The 15520-nt window shown below is 67.0% G+C and carries 13 protein-coding genes; 8 read left to right on the top strand and 5 right to left on the bottom strand.

Annotation, left to right across the window (positions count from 1 at the left end; translation table 11 throughout):
- Positions 1-96: 96 nt before the first annotated feature.
- On the bottom strand, positions 97-3744 hold the full coding sequence (locus PSPA7_RS05525; RefSeq protein WP_012074461.1) for a transporter substrate-binding domain-containing protein: 3648 nt from the start codon (positions 3742-3744) through the stop codon (positions 97-99).
- A 133-nt stretch (positions 3745-3877) separates the two neighbouring features.
- Positions 3878-5056: a two-component system response regulator cyclic di-GMP-specific phosphodiesterase RocR gene (gene rocR, locus PSPA7_RS05520; RefSeq protein ID WP_003151744.1), complete on the bottom strand. Its 1179-nt coding sequence runs from the start codon at positions 5054-5056 to the stop codon at positions 3878-3880.
- Between the two features lie 282 nt (positions 5057-5338).
- Between rocR and PSPA7_RS05515 the strand changes: the two genes are divergently transcribed.
- Together PSPA7_RS05515 and PSPA7_RS05510 are read left to right on the top strand one after the other, a co-directional pair.
- Positions 5339-5968, top strand: coding sequence for a response regulator transcription factor (locus PSPA7_RS05515; RefSeq protein ID WP_003151746.1), 630 nt, complete (start codon positions 5339-5341; stop codon positions 5966-5968).
- A 277-nt stretch (positions 5969-6245) separates the two neighbouring features.
- Positions 6246-7487 carry a TIGR03862 family flavoprotein gene (locus PSPA7_RS05510; protein ID WP_071535392.1) on the top strand — a complete coding sequence of 414 codons (1242 nt, stop codon included), beginning with the start codon at positions 6246-6248 and terminating at the stop codon, positions 7485-7487.
- A gap of 32 nt (positions 7488-7519) precedes the next feature.
- Here PSPA7_RS05510 and rhlE1 read toward each other — a convergent pair whose 3' ends face one another.
- From rhlE1 to PSPA7_RS05495, 3 genes are all read right to left on the bottom strand, one after another.
- Complete coding sequence (gene rhlE1 / locus PSPA7_RS05505; protein ID WP_012074459.1) at positions 7520-8863, bottom strand: RNA helicase RhlE1; 1344 nt, start codon at positions 8861-8863, stop codon at positions 7520-7522.
- 77 nt (positions 8864-8940) lie between these two features.
- Positions 8941-9444, bottom strand: coding sequence for a LabA-like NYN domain-containing protein (locus PSPA7_RS05500; protein WP_012074458.1), 504 nt, complete (start codon positions 9442-9444; stop codon positions 8941-8943).
- 65 nt (positions 9445-9509) lie between these two features.
- On the bottom strand, positions 9510-10226 hold the full coding sequence (locus tag PSPA7_RS05495) for a DUF2076 domain-containing protein (protein WP_012074457.1): 717 nt from the start codon (positions 10224-10226) through the stop codon (positions 9510-9512).
- Positions 10227-10325: 99 nt separating this feature from the next.
- Between PSPA7_RS05495 and PSPA7_RS05490 the strand changes: the two genes are divergently transcribed.
- The 6 genes from PSPA7_RS05490 to PSPA7_RS05465 all read left to right on the top strand — a co-directional run bounded on the left by PSPA7_RS05490 (position 10326) and on the right by PSPA7_RS05465 (position 15512).
- Positions 10326-10907 carry a cysteine hydrolase family protein gene (locus tag PSPA7_RS05490; RefSeq protein ID WP_003156731.1) on the top strand — a complete coding sequence of 194 codons (582 nt, stop codon included), beginning with the start codon at positions 10326-10328 and terminating at the stop codon, positions 10905-10907.
- A gap of 157 nt (positions 10908-11064) precedes the next feature.
- Positions 11065-12159: a dimethylsulfone monooxygenase SfnG gene (sfnG, locus tag PSPA7_RS05485; RefSeq protein ID WP_003156730.1), complete on the top strand. Its 1095-nt coding sequence runs from the start codon at positions 11065-11067 to the stop codon at positions 12157-12159.
- An 85-nt stretch (positions 12160-12244) separates the two neighbouring features.
- Positions 12245-12901, top strand: a complete 657-nt coding sequence (locus PSPA7_RS05480) for a DUF7847 domain-containing protein (RefSeq protein WP_003156728.1) — start codon at positions 12245-12247, stop codon at positions 12899-12901.
- Between the two features lie 66 nt (positions 12902-12967).
- Positions 12968-13402, top strand: a complete 435-nt coding sequence (locus PSPA7_RS05475) for a VOC family protein (RefSeq protein WP_012074456.1) — start codon at positions 12968-12970, stop codon at positions 13400-13402.
- A gap of 144 nt (positions 13403-13546) precedes the next feature.
- A complete protein-coding gene (locus tag PSPA7_RS05470) occupies positions 13547-14686 on the top strand; it encodes an endonuclease/exonuclease/phosphatase family protein (RefSeq protein WP_034000254.1) in 1140 nt (379 codons plus the stop codon).
- A 91-nt stretch (positions 14687-14777) separates the two neighbouring features.
- Positions 14778-15512 (top strand): substrate-binding periplasmic protein, encoded by a 735-nt coding sequence (locus PSPA7_RS05465; RefSeq protein ID WP_003157169.1) that lies wholly within the window; start codon positions 14778-14780, stop codon positions 15510-15512.
- The last annotated feature ends 8 nt before the right edge of the window (positions 15513-15520 follow it).

Below are 15520 nucleotides of genomic sequence, written 5' to 3'. Positions count from 1 at the left end.
ACATGTCCGATCCTCGGGCAAAGCGATGACGATCGCTTTACCGCGCCGGCGGTTGCGGCACCCAGGCGACCGGCATGCAAGAAAAAGAGCCGCGGGTCATTCGGCCAGTTCCCCGAGCAGGCCCTCGTCCAGGGCGAGGAGCGCCAGCTTCACGCCGACGGCGCACTCCTCCACCCGGGAAAACGCGGCGTTGGGGTTGAGGCAGGCCTCTTCCAGGCGCCGGCAACTGTCCACCAGTTGCTCGCCGCGCACCACCCGCGCCGCGCCCTTGATCCGGTGCGCCAGTTCGGCCAGTTCACCGGTCTCCTGGCGTTGCACCAGAATTTCGAGGGCTTCCAGATCCTTGCGGTTGCTGGTGAGCAACTCGTCGAGCAGGCGACGAAGCATGCTCGGCTCGCCGCCCGTCAGCGCATGCAGCGACTCCAGGTCGTACAGAAGCGGTAACGGCGGCGCCGCGACGGGCTCGGCATCGAGGGACACCGGCGAGGTCTCCTCCTGCTCCTCGGCGAAGCCGAGGGCCAGCAGACGCTCCTCCAGCACGTCGAGACCGATCGGCTTGATCAGGCACTCGTTCATCCCGGCCTGGATGCACCGTTCGATCTCTTCCGGCTGGGCATCCGCGGTGAGGCCGAGGATGACCACCGGCTCCTCGTTGTTCTCGCACTCCTCCTGGCGAATCGAGCGGGCCAGGTCGGAACCGTTCATCAACGGCATGTGGCAGTCGGTGATGACCATGTCGAACGGCTGCTCGTGCCACAGATTGAGGGCAGCCAGGCCGTTTTCCGCCTCCTGCACGTCATGGCCGAGGAAGCTCAGTTGCTGGTGGAGGATCTGCCGGTTGACCGCATGGTCGTCCACCACCAGCACCTGCAGGCGCCGCGCCTGGCGGGTGCCGACCTGGACCGGGCGCTCGCTGACGCTGACCGGTTCGAGCACTTGCAGGCGCAGCTCGACGTCGACCCGCGTACCCTGTCCGAGCGCGCTGCTCATGACCAGGCGCCCGCCCATCATCTCGCACAGCGAACGGCAGATCACCAGACCCAGTCCGGTTCCTTCGGTGTTCTGCACATTGCGCTCGACCTGGGCGAACGGACGGAACAGTTGCTGCTGGTCGCCCAGGGAAATGCCGATGCCGGTATCCTCCACGCAGAGGTTGACCTGCAGCAGCGAGGGCTCCACCAGGTGACCGTCGATGCGGATGCTGATCGAGCCTTCGTCGGTGAACTTGATCGCGTTGCTGACCAGGTTGGACAGGATCTGCTTGAAACGCATGGCGTCGAGCAGCACGTCGCCATTGATGCTCGCGTCGATGTCGAGGATCAGGCTCAGGCGCTTCTGCCGGGCCAGCCCTTCGAACACCCGCGCCACCGACTCCACCAGTTCGCGCAGGTTGGCCCGCTTCGGCGACAGGCCGAGACGTCCGGACTCGATGCGGGCGATGTCGAGGATATCGCCGATCAGTTCCAGCAGGCTCTTCGCCGAGGCATAGGCGATCTCGATGCTGGAGCGGTCCACCCGGCCGGTATCGGCGCGCTTGAGCGCCAGCTCGAGAATGCCGATCACCGCATTCATCGGCGTGCGGATCTCGTGGCTCATGGTCGCCAGGAAGGTGGTCTTGGCCCGGCTCGCCTCGTCCGCCAGGTTCTTCGCTTCCTTGAGTTCAGCGACCAGCTTGCGGTGTTCGGAAATGTCCAGCCAGCCGCAGATGACGCCCCGCACGGTACCGTTGGCGTCGCGGAACGGCTGGATCCAGTGGTCGATCCAGCATTTCCTGCCACCCAGGACCACCTCGTGCACCGACTCGATGGTCCGGCCGTCACGCATGGCCTCGAGGTAATTGCGATGGAACTGGGGGCCGGTCTCGAAGTTTTCCATGGGCAGTTCGAGCACCGTCCGGTTCAGCACCTGTTCGGCAACGAGGCCAACGCTGCTCAGGTAGCTGCGGTTGCAGGAGAGCATCCGCCCATTGGCGTCACGCACGTAGAGCGGGGGCGGCATGGAATCGGTGAGGGCCTCGACGAACTGCAACTGGTCGCTGAGCGCCTGCTCGACGCGCAGCCGGTCGCGAATCTGCCGACGCTGGTAGGTGACCCAGCCCAGGCTCAGCAGCAGCAGGCCCGCCGCCGCCGCGACGATTTCCGCGATCAGCCGGGTATAGTCGACCCAGGTCTGCCCACTCATGCCTGGCGGCGAGCGCCAGCGGTTGACGACATCGCTCAGGTCGCCGGGGGAAATGCTCAACAGGGCCTTGTCGAGGATGGTCTGCAACTCCGTGTCGCCACGGCGCACGGCAAAGTTGGCGGTCGCCGGGCCGAGGGCAACCTGGTCGGCCACCGCCAGTCTCTCGTGGAACAGGCGGACGATGTAGTAACGGGCGGAAACCAGCGGCACCACCGCCGCTTCGGCACGCCCTTCGTAGACCAGGTTCATCGCGTCGAGGGTGGTCTCGACCTCGACGACGGCAGCCTGCGGATAACGATCGCGCACCCCCTGGATTCCCACGTGGCCCGAGGGAATCGCCAGGCGCTTGCCATCCAGGTTCCCCACCCTTTCCGCCCGGCCCTTCTCGTCGGCCCGGGCGATCAGCACGAAGGAGGTCGACAGGAAGGAGCGGGTGAAGCGCAGCGTCTCCTCGCGCCGGCTGCTGCGGCTCATGATCGCCAGGTCGGCCTGGCCTTTCTGCAATGCGGCGATCTGTTCCGGAAAGCCGCCACTGCGGGAGGAAACCTGGAAATGCAGGCCGGTGCGCCGGGAGATCATTTCCAGCAGGTCGGAGGTGATCCCGGAAAACACGTCGTTGGAGTTGAAGAAGGCCAGCGGCGCCAGGTCGTCGTTTATCACCAGGCGTACCACCGGATGCCGGGCGACCCAGCGACGTTCCTCGGGCGTCAGCGCGATACGCTCGCCGGTCGGCAGGGAGCCGCCGCCGACCCAGCGCCGGGCGATGTACTCCAGGCGATCCTGGTCGATGGCGCCGATGGCGGCGTTGACCACCCGCAACAGGCGCGTCTCGTCGCTGCGCAGGAGGTAGCCGTACCCTCCGTCGCTGCGGGTATCGGCGAAACGCTCGAACTTCACGTAGCCGTAGAAGGAACGATTGATCCGCTGGTAGGCGCTGAGCACGTCGTCGATATAAAGGTCGGTGTGGCCGAAGGCTACCGCCGCGATCGCTTCGTCGTGATTGTCGGACACCACGAAGCGGGCACGCGGGAAGCGCTGGCGCAGTTCCTCGTCGTGCTCCCTGGCCACGGCCACGCGCAGACCGGCGAGGTCCGCCGATGAATTGCGCGGCTCGCCGACCCGCTTGAACACGGCCAGCCGATCCCGGGCGTAGGGACGGCTGGAAACCAGCGCGGGCTGCTCCAGCGCGCTGTAGTGACTGCCCAGCAGGTCGATCTGCCCGGCGCCGAGCGCCTCGATCGCCGCCGCATGGGTGGCGTACGCCACCAGCTTGATGCGCATGCCGAGCAATTGCCCGACCAGCGCGGTGACATCGGCGGTGATGCCTTCGTAGTTCTCGTCGTCGAGGCGCACGTTGAACGGCGCCGTTTCGTCGAGGGCCACGCCGACCCGCAGGGTTCCCTTGTGGCGCACCCAGGCCCAGTCGTCCTCGCCGATCACCATGTCCTCGTGCTCGACGTGCATCTGGCTGAACAGGGTCATGGAAGCACCCGCCTGGGTGGCGGCCAGCGGTACCGCCGGCAGCAACAGGCAAATGAACAGCAGGAGTAGTTTCGATCGCATGGGAGTCGGGTCGTGAAGTGGAAGGCCGGCGTCTGAACGAGGCCAGGCACGGCCAGGGAAAATGGCTGACGCGATGCGTCAGGCGTTCGGCCAGCGGTCCGGCGCGAGGCGACCCGCTGCCGACGCCACGGCCTCAGGAACCGGAGCAGTAGTCGAGGAAATGCTGCTCCGGCATCGGTCGGGCGAACAGGTAGCCCTGGGCTATCGAGCAACCGAGTTCGATCAGGCGCACCCGCTGCTCGTCGCTCTCCACCCCTTCGACCACCAGGGAAATCCCCAGCGCCTGCGCCAGAGCCACCACGCTGCTGATGACGGCACAGCTTCTCGGCTGGCTTTTCATCTTGTGCACGAAGGTCCGGTCGAGCTTGATCTGGCTGAACGGGAACTCGCATAGCCGGTCGAGGGAGGAGTAGCCGGCGCCGAAGTCGTCCATCGCCAGGCCGCAGCCCATGATCCGCAGGCGCACCAGGTTCTCCAGGCTGCTCGCCGGCGCGCTGATGAGGCCGGTTTCGGTGATCTCGAACATCACGGAACTGGGCGGGAGGTGGAACTCGGTCAGCAACGCCGAGATGTTTTCGGCCAGCGCCCGGGACCCCAGTTGCGAAGGATGGACGTTGAACGCTAGATTGATCGGCTGCCCGAGCTGCGCCAGCTTCCTGCGCATCGACAGCCCCTGGCTGAACAGTTGCCAGAACAGTTTGTCGATCAGGTTGTAGCTCTCCATCACATACAGGAAATGCGAGGGCGGCAGCACGCCCAGGTGCGGGTGGTTCCAGCGCGCCAGGACCTCCGCGCCGATCAGCCCGCCGCCGTCGAGGGCCACCTTCGGCTGGTAGTAGGCTTCGAATTCGCCGTTGTCCAGGCCGCGCACGACGTCCGCCACCGAGGGCAGCTCGGCCACCTCGACCTGCCGCGGCTGGTCCTGGCGATGGGCGTTGTAGCGGGTCAGCAGGGCGGTGATACGCTCCAGGCTGAATGGTTTGCCGAGGTCGCCGAGAAAGTTCAGGCCCAGGCATTCGATCATGGAAATGGTGGCCTGGCGCAGGATAGGATCGACCTCGCTGCTGAGGATCACCGAATGGACCTTGCCGCTCAGGCTCGCATGACGAAGGAAGGCCAGGCCATCCATGCCGCTCATCTGCAGGTCGCAGATGGCGATGTCCACATGCCCGCAGGACTCCAGAATCGCAACGGCCTCCTTGCCATCCGCCGCTTCGAGGATCGATCCGGGCACAACCTTCTTCAGGGCGGTGACAGCCACCAGACGCTGGAATGGCTCATCTTCCAGCACCAGCACATTCAAATCATTCATCGCGGCTCACGCAGGGATTCCAGAAAATACCGGCGATATACTGCTGTTTTTCCCTTACTAGACCTATGGGACAAGTCCCCATGTTTTGTGGGAATTTTCCTACTGATTTGAAGGCCCCGTTGGATTAGCATGAGTACACATGAAAAAGCGGATCGCCCTGCCGTAACAGGCTATTCTGGGCAGCGATATCGGCTTAGCGCCCCAACATGGATGACCAGCGGTGGAAGCGCTCGGGAAGTCGAAGCCCGGAGCAACACCGGTCCCTCAAGGTAAATCGAACTTATGCATACCGTCCTGATCGTCGACGACCATCCCGTCATCCGCCTCGCCGTGCGCGTCCTGCTGGAAAAGCATGGCTTGCAGGTGGTGGCCGAGACGGACAATGGCGTGGACGCCATCCAACTGGTCCGGGAGCACGAGCCGGACGTGGTGATTCTCGACATCGGCATTCCCAAGCTCGACGGCCTGACCGTGATCTCGCGGATCAAATCGCTGGAATTGCGCAGCCAGGTGCTGGTTCTCACCTCGCAATCCGCGGAAGCCTTCTGCAAGCGCTGCATCCAGGTGGGCGCCCGGGGCTTCGTCAACAAGGAAGAAGACCTGGGCAACCTGATCAACGCCCTGAACGCCGTCACCGCGGGCTATACCTTCTTCCCCTCGCTGACCTTCGATACCCTCGGCACCCCGCCGGAGCGGATTTCCGAAAGCGAACTCATCGGCCTGCTCTCGGACCGCGAGATGATCGTCCTGCAGCATCTCGCCATGGGATATTCGAACAAGGCCATCGGCGAGAAGCTGTTCCTCAGCAACAAGACCGTCAGCACCTACAAGACCCGCCTGCTGCAGAAGCTTGGCCTGGGCTCGCTGGTCGACCTCGCGGAATTCGCCAAGCGCAACTCGCTGATCAGCTGAGACCGGGCTTCACGCCTTCCGCCGGCGAGCGGCGCCCGGTTGGTTGCCGCGCCGCCCTCCCGGCGAGAGGGCAGAAATGTCCACAAAGCATGTGGAGCCAGCTGTGGACAAGATGCGAAAAACGGCTTGCGCACCGCGCCACCGCTGGCTCCGCGAGAATCGATCATTTCCCGACCAGACGCCGCGCCGGGAGGCTTCGTGGTTCCCGGGGCTCGGAGCCGCTCTTCGCCTCGGGTACACTGCGCGCCTGTTTCCTCCAGTCACGCGCGTCATCCACATGCCCAGCCAACCCCATCGCCCCTCCCCCCGAGTCGCCATCATCGGCGGCGGCCCCGCTGGCCTGATGGCCGCGGAAGTCCTGAGCAGGGAGGGCGTGCGTACGGAAGTGTTCGATGCCATGCCTTCGGTCGGCCGCAAGTTTCTCCTCGCGGGCGTCGGCGGCATGAACATCACCCATGCGGAAGCCAAGGCGCAATTTCTCAGCCGCTATGGAAAGCGCCGGGAAGAAATTTCCGGATTGCTCGGAGATTTCGATGCGGAAGCCCTGCGCGCCTGGATCCATGACCTGGGCATCGACACCTTCGTCGGCAGCTCCGGCCGGGTCTTCCCCACGGACATGAAGGCCGCCCCCCTGCTCCGCGCCTGGCTCAAGCGCCTGCGCGAGCAGGGCGTGCTCATCCATACCCGCAGCCGCTGGCTGGGTTGGCACCCGGATGGCGCGCTGGACATCCAGAGCGGCAGCGAACGCCAGACGCTGCGGGTCGATGCCATGATCCTCGCCCTCGGCGGCGGCAGTTGGCGCCGCCTGGGCTCCGATGGCGCCTGGGTGCCCCTGTTGCAGGCGCGCGGGATCGAGGTCGAGGCCCTGCGCCCGAGCAATTGTGGTTTCGAGTGCGTCGGCTGGAGCGAGCTGTTCCGCGACAGGTTCGCCGGCGCGCCGGTCAAGCCGGTGGCCATGGGCTTGCCGGGCGACACGCCGCGCCAGGGCGAGTTCGTCGTCACCGGCAACGGCATCGAGGGCAGCCTGGTCTATGCGCTGTCCGCCGCGATCCGCGCTCGGATCGAAACGCAGGGGGCGGCCGACGTACTGCTCGACCTGCTGCCGAACCGGAGCCACGAGCAGATCGAGAAGGCCCTGTCCCGACCGCGCGGTTCCCGTTCGATGGCCAACCACCTGCGCAGCCAGCTGGGTATCGACGGGGTACGCGCCGGCCTGCTGCGCGAACTCTCGCCCGCCGACACCTACGCCGATCCGGCCCGCCTGGCGGCGGCGATCAAGCGCCTGCCATTGCGGCTGCTGCGTCCGCGTCCGCTGGACGAGGCGATCAGCAGCGCCGGCGGCGTGCGCTTCGAGGCGCTCGATCGCAAGCTGATGCTCAAGGTCCTGCCCGGGGTGTTCTGCGCCGGCGAAATGCTCGACTGGGAGGCGCCCACCGGCGGCTACCTGCTGACCGCCTGCTTCGCCAGCGGGCGCGTGGCGGGGCTGGGCGCGCTGGAGTGGTTGCGCGGCAGGCGCTAGGCTCCGGAGCCGCCGCGAACCTGTCCGTCTCGCTACTTCCCGGACGGCCGCTTCTTCGGCTTGCCCGCCGCGCCGAAGCCCGGCGCCTTGCGTACCGCCCTGACCTTCGGCGCGCTGCTGTCGAACCAGGTGCCCAGGTGGATCTGGCCGGGCTTGCCGGTGGCCTCGGCGGCCTTGGTTTTCTTCGGCTTCTTCGGTTTCTTCAGCACCACCCCACCCGGCGCGGTCTGCGGCACCCGGTGCTCCGGCTCGAAGTCGGGCTCTTCGCGGCGCTGCAGGGTCTGGCCGATCAGCGTCTCGATCGCCGCCAGCAGTTCCACCTCGTCGGCGCAGACCAGCGACAGCGCCTGGCCGGTAGCGCCGGCGCGGCCGGTGCGGCCGATCCGGTGCACGTAGTCCTCGGCGACGATCGGCAGGTCGAAGTTGACCACCAGCGGCATTTCCTCGATGTCCAGGCCTCGCGCGGCGACGTCGGTGGCCACCAGCAGGTCGACCTCGCCGGCCTTGAATCGCTGTAGCGCGCGCAATCGCGCCGGCTGCGGCTTGTCGCCATGGATCGAGTCGGCGGCGATACCCTGCCGCTGCAGCAATCCGACCAGTTCCTCGACACTCTTCCGGGTCTTGGCGAAGACCAGCGCCTGGCGCCAGCGATTGGCCTGCAACAGGTGACAGAAGAGCTCGGCCTTGCGCTTCTTGTCCACCGGCACCAGCCATTGCCTGACGCTCTTCGCCGCGGTATTGCGCGGACTGACCTCGATGGACAGCGGGTCGCGCAGCAGTTCGCCGGCCAACGTGCGGATGGCGTCGGAGAAGGTCGCGGAGAACAGCAGGGTCTGGCGCTTGCGCGGCAGCGCGGCGAACAGCTCGTCCAGCTCGCGGGCGAAACCGAGGTCGAGCATGCGATCGGCCTCGTCCAGCACCAGCGCCTGGAGCCGGGCGAACTGCACCGCGTTCTGCCGGTACAGGTCGAGCAGGCGGCCCGGGGTGGCGACGAGGACGTCCACGCCCTTGCGCAGCTTCATCATCTGCGGATTGATGCTGACCCCGCCATAGGCCACCGCGGTACGCAGCGGCAGGTGCTGGCCGTAGTCGCGAATACTGCCGTGGACCTGCTCGGCCAGTTCGCGGGTCGGAACCAGTACCAGTGCGCGCACCGAGTTGGCTGCGACCTGCGGCCCCTCCAGGGTCAGCCGCTGCAGCAGCGGCAGGGCGAAAGCGGCGGTCTTGCCGGTGCCGGTCTGGGCCGCTGCGAGCAGGTCGCGGCCCTTGAGCGCCGGCGGAATGGCCTGGGCCTGGATCGGCGTGGGCGTGTGCAGGCCGAGCCCTTCGAGGGCCTTGAGCAGGGGGTCGAGCAGACCGAGGGAGGCGAACGTCATGACAGGCTCGGGAAAGAGTGAAACGGAGCGCATTCTAACGGATTCGCCGCCCGCCTGACTCGTTGCGGCGAGCTCGTTCAGCCCTTGAGCAGCAACCCGCCCTCGATCGGCACGTAGCGCGACGCCGCGCGGATCAACGCGTTGGCGGTCAGCCCGGGCACGCCATAGGCGCTCGCCTCGACGCCGTGGGCACGGATGACCTTTTCCAGCAGCAGGTCGAAGTCGCCGTCACCGGAGAGCAGCACCACCTCGTCCACCCGCGGTGCGGCGTCCAGCACGTCGATGGTGATGCCGACGTCCCAGTCGCCCTTGGCCGAGCCATCGGCGCGCTGGATGTACGGCTTGAGCTTCACCGTGAAACCGAGGTTGCGCAGGATCCGCTGGAACTGCTGCTGGCGCGGGTCGCCCCGATCGATGGCATAGGCGTAGGCCTCGACGATCCGTCCGCGACGGGCGATGTCGGCCCACAGGGCGGCGTAGTTGAGGTGACAGCCGTATGCCTGGCGCACGGTGTAGTAGAGGTTCTGCACATCGGCGAAGACAGCGATCTTCTTCGCCGCGGGCGACTCGGGATGACTCAAGGGGAACTCCGGAACGACGGCCGTGGGCCACCATTATCGCAGCCCACGGCCCGCAACCCTAACGATCAGGTGAACAAATCGTCGTCGCCTAGGAAGCTGGAGTCGTCGTTGAAGTCGCTGTCGCTGAAATCGCCATCGGCGAAACCAGCGTCGGCGGAATGGTCGCCATCGGCGAAACGCCCGGACGCCGGCTCGGGGTCGGCAAACTGGCTGGCGTCCAGGTTATCCACCGGGACGTCCTGGATCACCTCGACGATCTCCTGCGGCTGGCTGTGGCGGAACATGCCGGTGAGCAGGTCGGCTACCAGCATCCCGCCGGCGACGCCGGCCGCGGTCTGCAGCGCGCCGCCAAGGAAACCGCTGGCGCGCGAAGGCGCGGCCGCCGCAGCTGGCGCCATCCCCGGACGCATGTCGCCGGTCCCAGCCGCTGGGCTGGAGAACCGCGTCTCGCCCCAGCCCACCGGGCGCCCCGGCTGGCTCGGCGCCGGCTCGTCGCGCGCGCCGCCGCCGAACAGGCCGGAGAGGAAGCCGCCGCTGCTCGGACGGCTCTGCTGCGACTGGGCGACCTGCGCCTCGAGCTCCTTCACCCGTTGGTCGAGGCGCTTCAGCGCGGCTTCCTGGATCAACACCACCTGCGCCATGTAGTACGGCGCCGCTGGCTGCCGCACCAGGTGCTGGTTGATCTGCGCCTCGGCCTCGGCGTCACGCGGAGCGGACTGCCCCTCGGCCTCGCGCAGACGGCTGAACAGACCATCGATCAGGGTTTTCTCATCGGATTTCATCGCACGCCTCGACTGCATTTCGAGAAGGAAGGATGGATTGCACGAAAGGGAAATATTGGAGCACCCTGCACGATCTCAAGTTCCTCCGGTGAAATCCCGATGAATGACGCCACCCCGCCTTCCCCGCAGCCGCCGATCGCCCTGCTGGTCGTCGACCTGCAACGTGGCATGCAGCGCAGCGACCTGCCGCCACGCAACAACCCCGGCGCCGAGGCGCGCATCGCCGAGCTGCTCGCCTCCTGGCGCGCCATCGGCTGGCCGGTGGTGCACATCCGGCACATTTCCCGGCAGCCTGCCTCGCCGTTCGCTCCAGGCCAGCCGGGCGTGGAGTTCCAGCCGGCGCTGGCGCCACGCGACGACGAGACGGTGTTCGAGAAGAACGTCCCCGACGCCTTCGTCAACAGCGGCCTGCAACGCTGGCTACACGCCCGCGACATCCGCCACCTGGCGATCGCCGGCGTGGCCACGGAAAACTCGGTGGAAGCCAGCGCGCGTAGCGCCGGCAACCTCGGCTTCCACACCTGGGTGGTGGCGGACGCCTGCTTCACCTTCGCCAAGACCGACTTCCACGGCATTCCGCGTAGCGCCGACGATGTGCACGCCATGGCGCTGGCCAACCTGCACGGCGAGTACGCCGTGGTACTGCGCACCGCCGAACTGTTGCAGCGCTTGCCAGCCTGACTGTCTGCCGGGCAACAGCGGGACAACAGGGCTGTCCGGCAGAAGACAGGCCGGTTCCGCCCTATCACCCATAAGCCATTGATTCGAAAACATGAATCCGGGATGGCACAGTTCCTTCATAGACACCGGACCACGCCCCTACCCGGAGATAACCCCGATGAGCCAAGAGCAACAGCCGATCCGCTTCGCCTACTGGGTCCCCAACGTCAGCGGCGGCCTGGTGGTGAGCAGGATCGAGCAGCGCACCAGCTGGGACATCGACTACAACCGCAAACTGGCCCGACTGGCCGAGCGCAACGGTTTCGACTACGCCCTCTCGCAGATCCGCTTCACCGCTGGCTACGGCGCCGAGTACCAGCACGAGTCGGTGGCCATCAGCCACGCCCTGCTGGCGGCCACCGAAAAGCTCAAAGTGATCGCGGCGATCCTGCCCGGTCCTTGGCATCCGGCGGTGGTGGCCAAGCAGTTGGCGACCATCGACCAGCTGACCAACGGCCGGGTCGCGGTGAACATCGTCAGCGGCTGGTTCAAGGGCGAGTTCACCGGCATCGGCGAACCCTGGCTGGAACACGACGAACGCTACCGTCGCTCCGAGGAGTTCATCCGCGTGCTGAAAGGCATCTGGACCGAGGAGAACTTCACGTTCAGGGGCGACTTCTATCGCTTCCACGACTACAGCCTGAAACCCAAGCCGATCCAGCAGCCGCACCCGGAAATCTTCCAGGGCGGCAGTTCGCGGGCGGCGCGGGACATGGCCTCGCGCGTGTCCGACTGGTACTTCACCAACGGCAACAGCGTCGAGGGCATCCGCGCCCAGGTCGAGGATGTCCGTGCCAAGGCGGCGGCCAACGGCCATTCGGTGAAGGTCGGGGTAAACGCCTTCATCATCGCCCGCGACAGCGAAGAAGAGGCGCGGGCTGTGCTCGACGAGATCATCGCCAAGGCCGACTACGAGGCGGTGAATGCCTTCGGCGACGCGGTGAAGCAGGCCGGCAAGGCCTCGCCTGAGGGTGAAGGCAACTGGGCCAAATCGACTTTCGAGGACCTGGTGCAATACAACGACGGTTTCAAGACCAACCTGATCGGCACCCCGCGGCAGGTCGCCGAGCGAATCGTCGCGCTGAAGGCCGCCGGCGTCGACCTGGTGCTTTCGGCTTTCCTGCATTTCCACGAAGAAGTCGAGTATTTCGGCAAGCACGTGCTGCCGCTGGTTCGCGAATTGGAGCAGGCTCGGGCCCGCGAAGCCGCCTGAAAACCCGCAGCCGGCCGCCGGGCGTTGGCCTCGGCGGGCCGGCTGCGGTAGAGTCGCGGGCTCGACCCCGATCTGCCGACCCGCGATGAATCCTCTGCTGCCGCTGCGTGACGCCTGGTTTTTCTTCACCCGCCACCTGACCACCCTGGTGCCGCTCTGCCTGCCCTGGATCTTCCTCGAGAGCCTGGTCCAGCAACAGATCGACGAGGCAGTCGGCCCCCAGCAGATGGGCGCCTGGAGCCTGGTCGCCGGACTGCTCTTCTACCCGCTCTACACCGCCGCGCTGATCCTGTTCATGGACGCCCGCGGCCGCGACGAGCGGCCCCGCATCGGCCAGTTGTGGAGCGCCGCCCTGCGCCTGTGGCCGGGTTTCGCCCTGCTCGCGGCGCTGACCTCGCTGCTGATCGTGCTCGGCCTGTCGCTGCTGATCCTGCCGGGGATCTTCGTCATGGTGAAGCTGGCGTTCGCCGAGTTCTGCCTGGTCCTGCGCGGGCGCAGCCCGCTGCAGGCGCTGCGGGAAAGTTTCGAGTTCACCCGCGGGCGGTTCTTCGTCATCCTCGCTTGCTCGCTGGTGATCCTGCTGCCGGTCTGGAGCCTGGAAGCCTGGCTCGCCGACTCGGCCGGCGAAGCCGTGATATTGAAGGTCGGCCTGCATACCCTGAGCGGGTTCTTCCAGCTGCTGCTGACCATCGTCGCCTTCCGCATCTACAGTCTCGGTCCGGCGCCCCGCGAGCTGAGCTGAACGCGGTCACGCGCCGATCCACGCCGGTAGCCTATCCTTGGAGGCCCGACCCGCGAGGAATACGCCATGAGCGACGAATCGGCCAACCCCAGCTGCATCTCCCACCTGTCCATCGGCACCAACGACTTGCCCCGGGCCAGGGCCTTCTACGACGCGGTGCTGGCCACCCTGGGCTGCAAGGTGATCCTCGAGCATCCCGGGGCAGTGGCCTATGGCAGGCTCTATCCGGAATTCTGGGTGCAGGCGCCTATCGATGGGCGTCCGGCCAGTACCGGCAACGGCAGCCATGTCGGCTTCCTCGCCAACAGCAAGGCCCAGGTCGACGCTTTCCACGCCGCCGCCCTCGCCGCCGGCGCCCGCGACGACGGCGCGCCCGGCCCCCGCCCGGAGTACGGCGAGCCCTACTACGGGTGCTTCATCCGCGATCCCGACGGGCACAAGGTGGAGGCCTCCTATTGGGACCCGGGCCAGGGTTTCGATAGCCACGACCACACCCACTGATCGCCACGCGGGGCGGCAGCCCGAGCCCGGCGGACGCAGCGCCTCGTGACGATACGCCTGGCCGCGGGAGCCCCTGCGCGGCCGGCTCGTTGCTCCCGCTCGAAAAAACGCGAACCCTGCCTCAATTCATGCGGCAAGGATGAAATACGCGGCGGCAAGCTCTATGCTCTGGTCCTTTCCGGCCCAGTCTCGATCGCGATGTCCCTGCCCCGTCTACGCAACCTGCTGTTCATCGGCCTGCTCCTGCTGGTCGGCGGCGCCCTGCTCGCCAGCTACCTGCTGAGCTGGCAACCGGCCGAGCGCGAAGCCGCGCCCCTGCACTGCCAGGGCTCCACGCCAACGCTGAAGCCAGGCCAGGCGCTGAAGGTGATGACCTGGAACATCCAGTACCTGGCCGGCAAGCGCTACATCTTCTGGGACGACCTGCCCGACGCCACCGGCCCCGACCAGCGGCCGACCGCCGAGGACCTCGCGTTCACCCTCGATGAAGTGGTCCGGGTCATCCGCGACGAGCAACCGGACCTAGTCCTGCTGCAGGAAATCGACGACGGCTCCAGCGCCACCGACGACCAGGACCAGCTGGTACTGATCCAGGAACGCATCAACGACCTCTATCCCTGCAGCACCCAGGCCTACGAATGGAAGTCGGCCTTCGTGCCGACCCCGCACATCTTCGGTAGCGTCGGCCGCAAGCAGGCCACCCTGAGCCGCTACCGCATCGACAGCGCCGAACGCCGCCAGTTGCCACAGCGCGACGGCGGGCTGTTCGACCGCCTGTTCGGGCCGCGCCCGGCGATCCTGGTCAGCCACCTGCCGATCGACGGCGGCGGCGCACTGGCGGTGCTCAACGCCCGCTTCGACCGCCCGCGGGAACAGGACGACACCTTGCAGCGCCAGGTCGAAATGACCCGCGCGCTGCTCGATGAACTCCAGGCCCGACGCACGCCCTGGTTGCTCGGCGGCGACCTCAACCTGCTGCCGCCCGGCCAGTACGCCTACCTTCTGGAGCCGCTGCGCGCGCCTTATCGCGCGGACAGCGAACTGGCGCTCCTCAGCGGGCGTTACCCGATGGTGCCCTCGCTGGAGGAAGCCGGCGGCGTCGACCAGATGCGCTGGTACACGCACTTCCCCAACGATCCGCGGGTCCACGGGCCGGACCGGACACTCGATTACCTGTTCCACAGCCCCTCGCTGACCCGCCTCGAGGCACGGGTACGACGCAGCGATACGCTGCAGATTTCCAATCACCTGCCACTCAGCGCGCGCTTCCTCCTGCCCCACTGAACGACCGCGCGCCGGGCTGGACAAGCGGCCCGGCGCGCCGCATGCTTCGCCCCCAATCGATAACAACAAGAAAACGGCAAGGCCGCATCGCATGCCCCTACGCCCTTCCACGCCGCTGTTAGCGCTGCTGGCGCTCGTCCTGCTGGTCGCACCGCCGCTCCGCGCGCAGGATGCCCGGCCCGCGCTGAACGTCGGCTATTACGAATTCCCGCCTTATATCCATACCGCCGCGAACGGTCGGGCCGTCGGTCCTGGCGCGCGCCTGGTACGCCTGCTGCTGGGGCAGGCCGGCTACCGAGCGAATTTCCGCGCCCTGCCCAGCGCCCGCCTGTACCTCGGGCTGCGCGACGGCAGCGTGGCGCTCTGGGCCGGCGCCGCCAAGCCAGATCTGGCCGCCGACACCCTGCAGGCACGGCGCGTGCTCGGCCATGTCAGCCTGAACCTGTACTACCCGGCGCGACAGCCGGCCCCGCGCATTCCCCAGGACCTGGCCGGGCGCCGGCTGATCCTGATCAGCGGCTACAGCTACTGGAAGCCGGCCACCGACTTCATCCATGACCCCGCCCTGCGCCTGCGGCTGTACCGTACCGGTAGCCACCAGGCCGCCTTGCGCATGCTCGAACTGGGGCGCGGCGACTACCTGCTGGATTACCAGGCGCCAGTGGAGGCGGCGAGCCACCAGCCCCTGGCCAGCCAGGAACTGCAGCGCCTGCCGCTGCGGATGATCGTTTCGCGCCACGTGCCCGGCGCCGAGGCGCTGCGCGACCGCCTGGACCAGGCCTACGACCAGTTGCGCAGGAACGGCGCCGACCTGTCCCTGCTGTGACCCCCGCC

Origin of the sequence: Pseudomonas paraeruginosa PA7 (genome assembly GCF_000017205.1) — a bacterium.
Classification (GTDB): domain Bacteria; phylum Pseudomonadota; class Gammaproteobacteria; order Pseudomonadales; family Pseudomonadaceae; genus Pseudomonas; species Pseudomonas paraeruginosa.
Note: the sequence above shows the minus strand (reverse complement) of the source record. Positions and strands in the feature narration are given on the sequence as shown.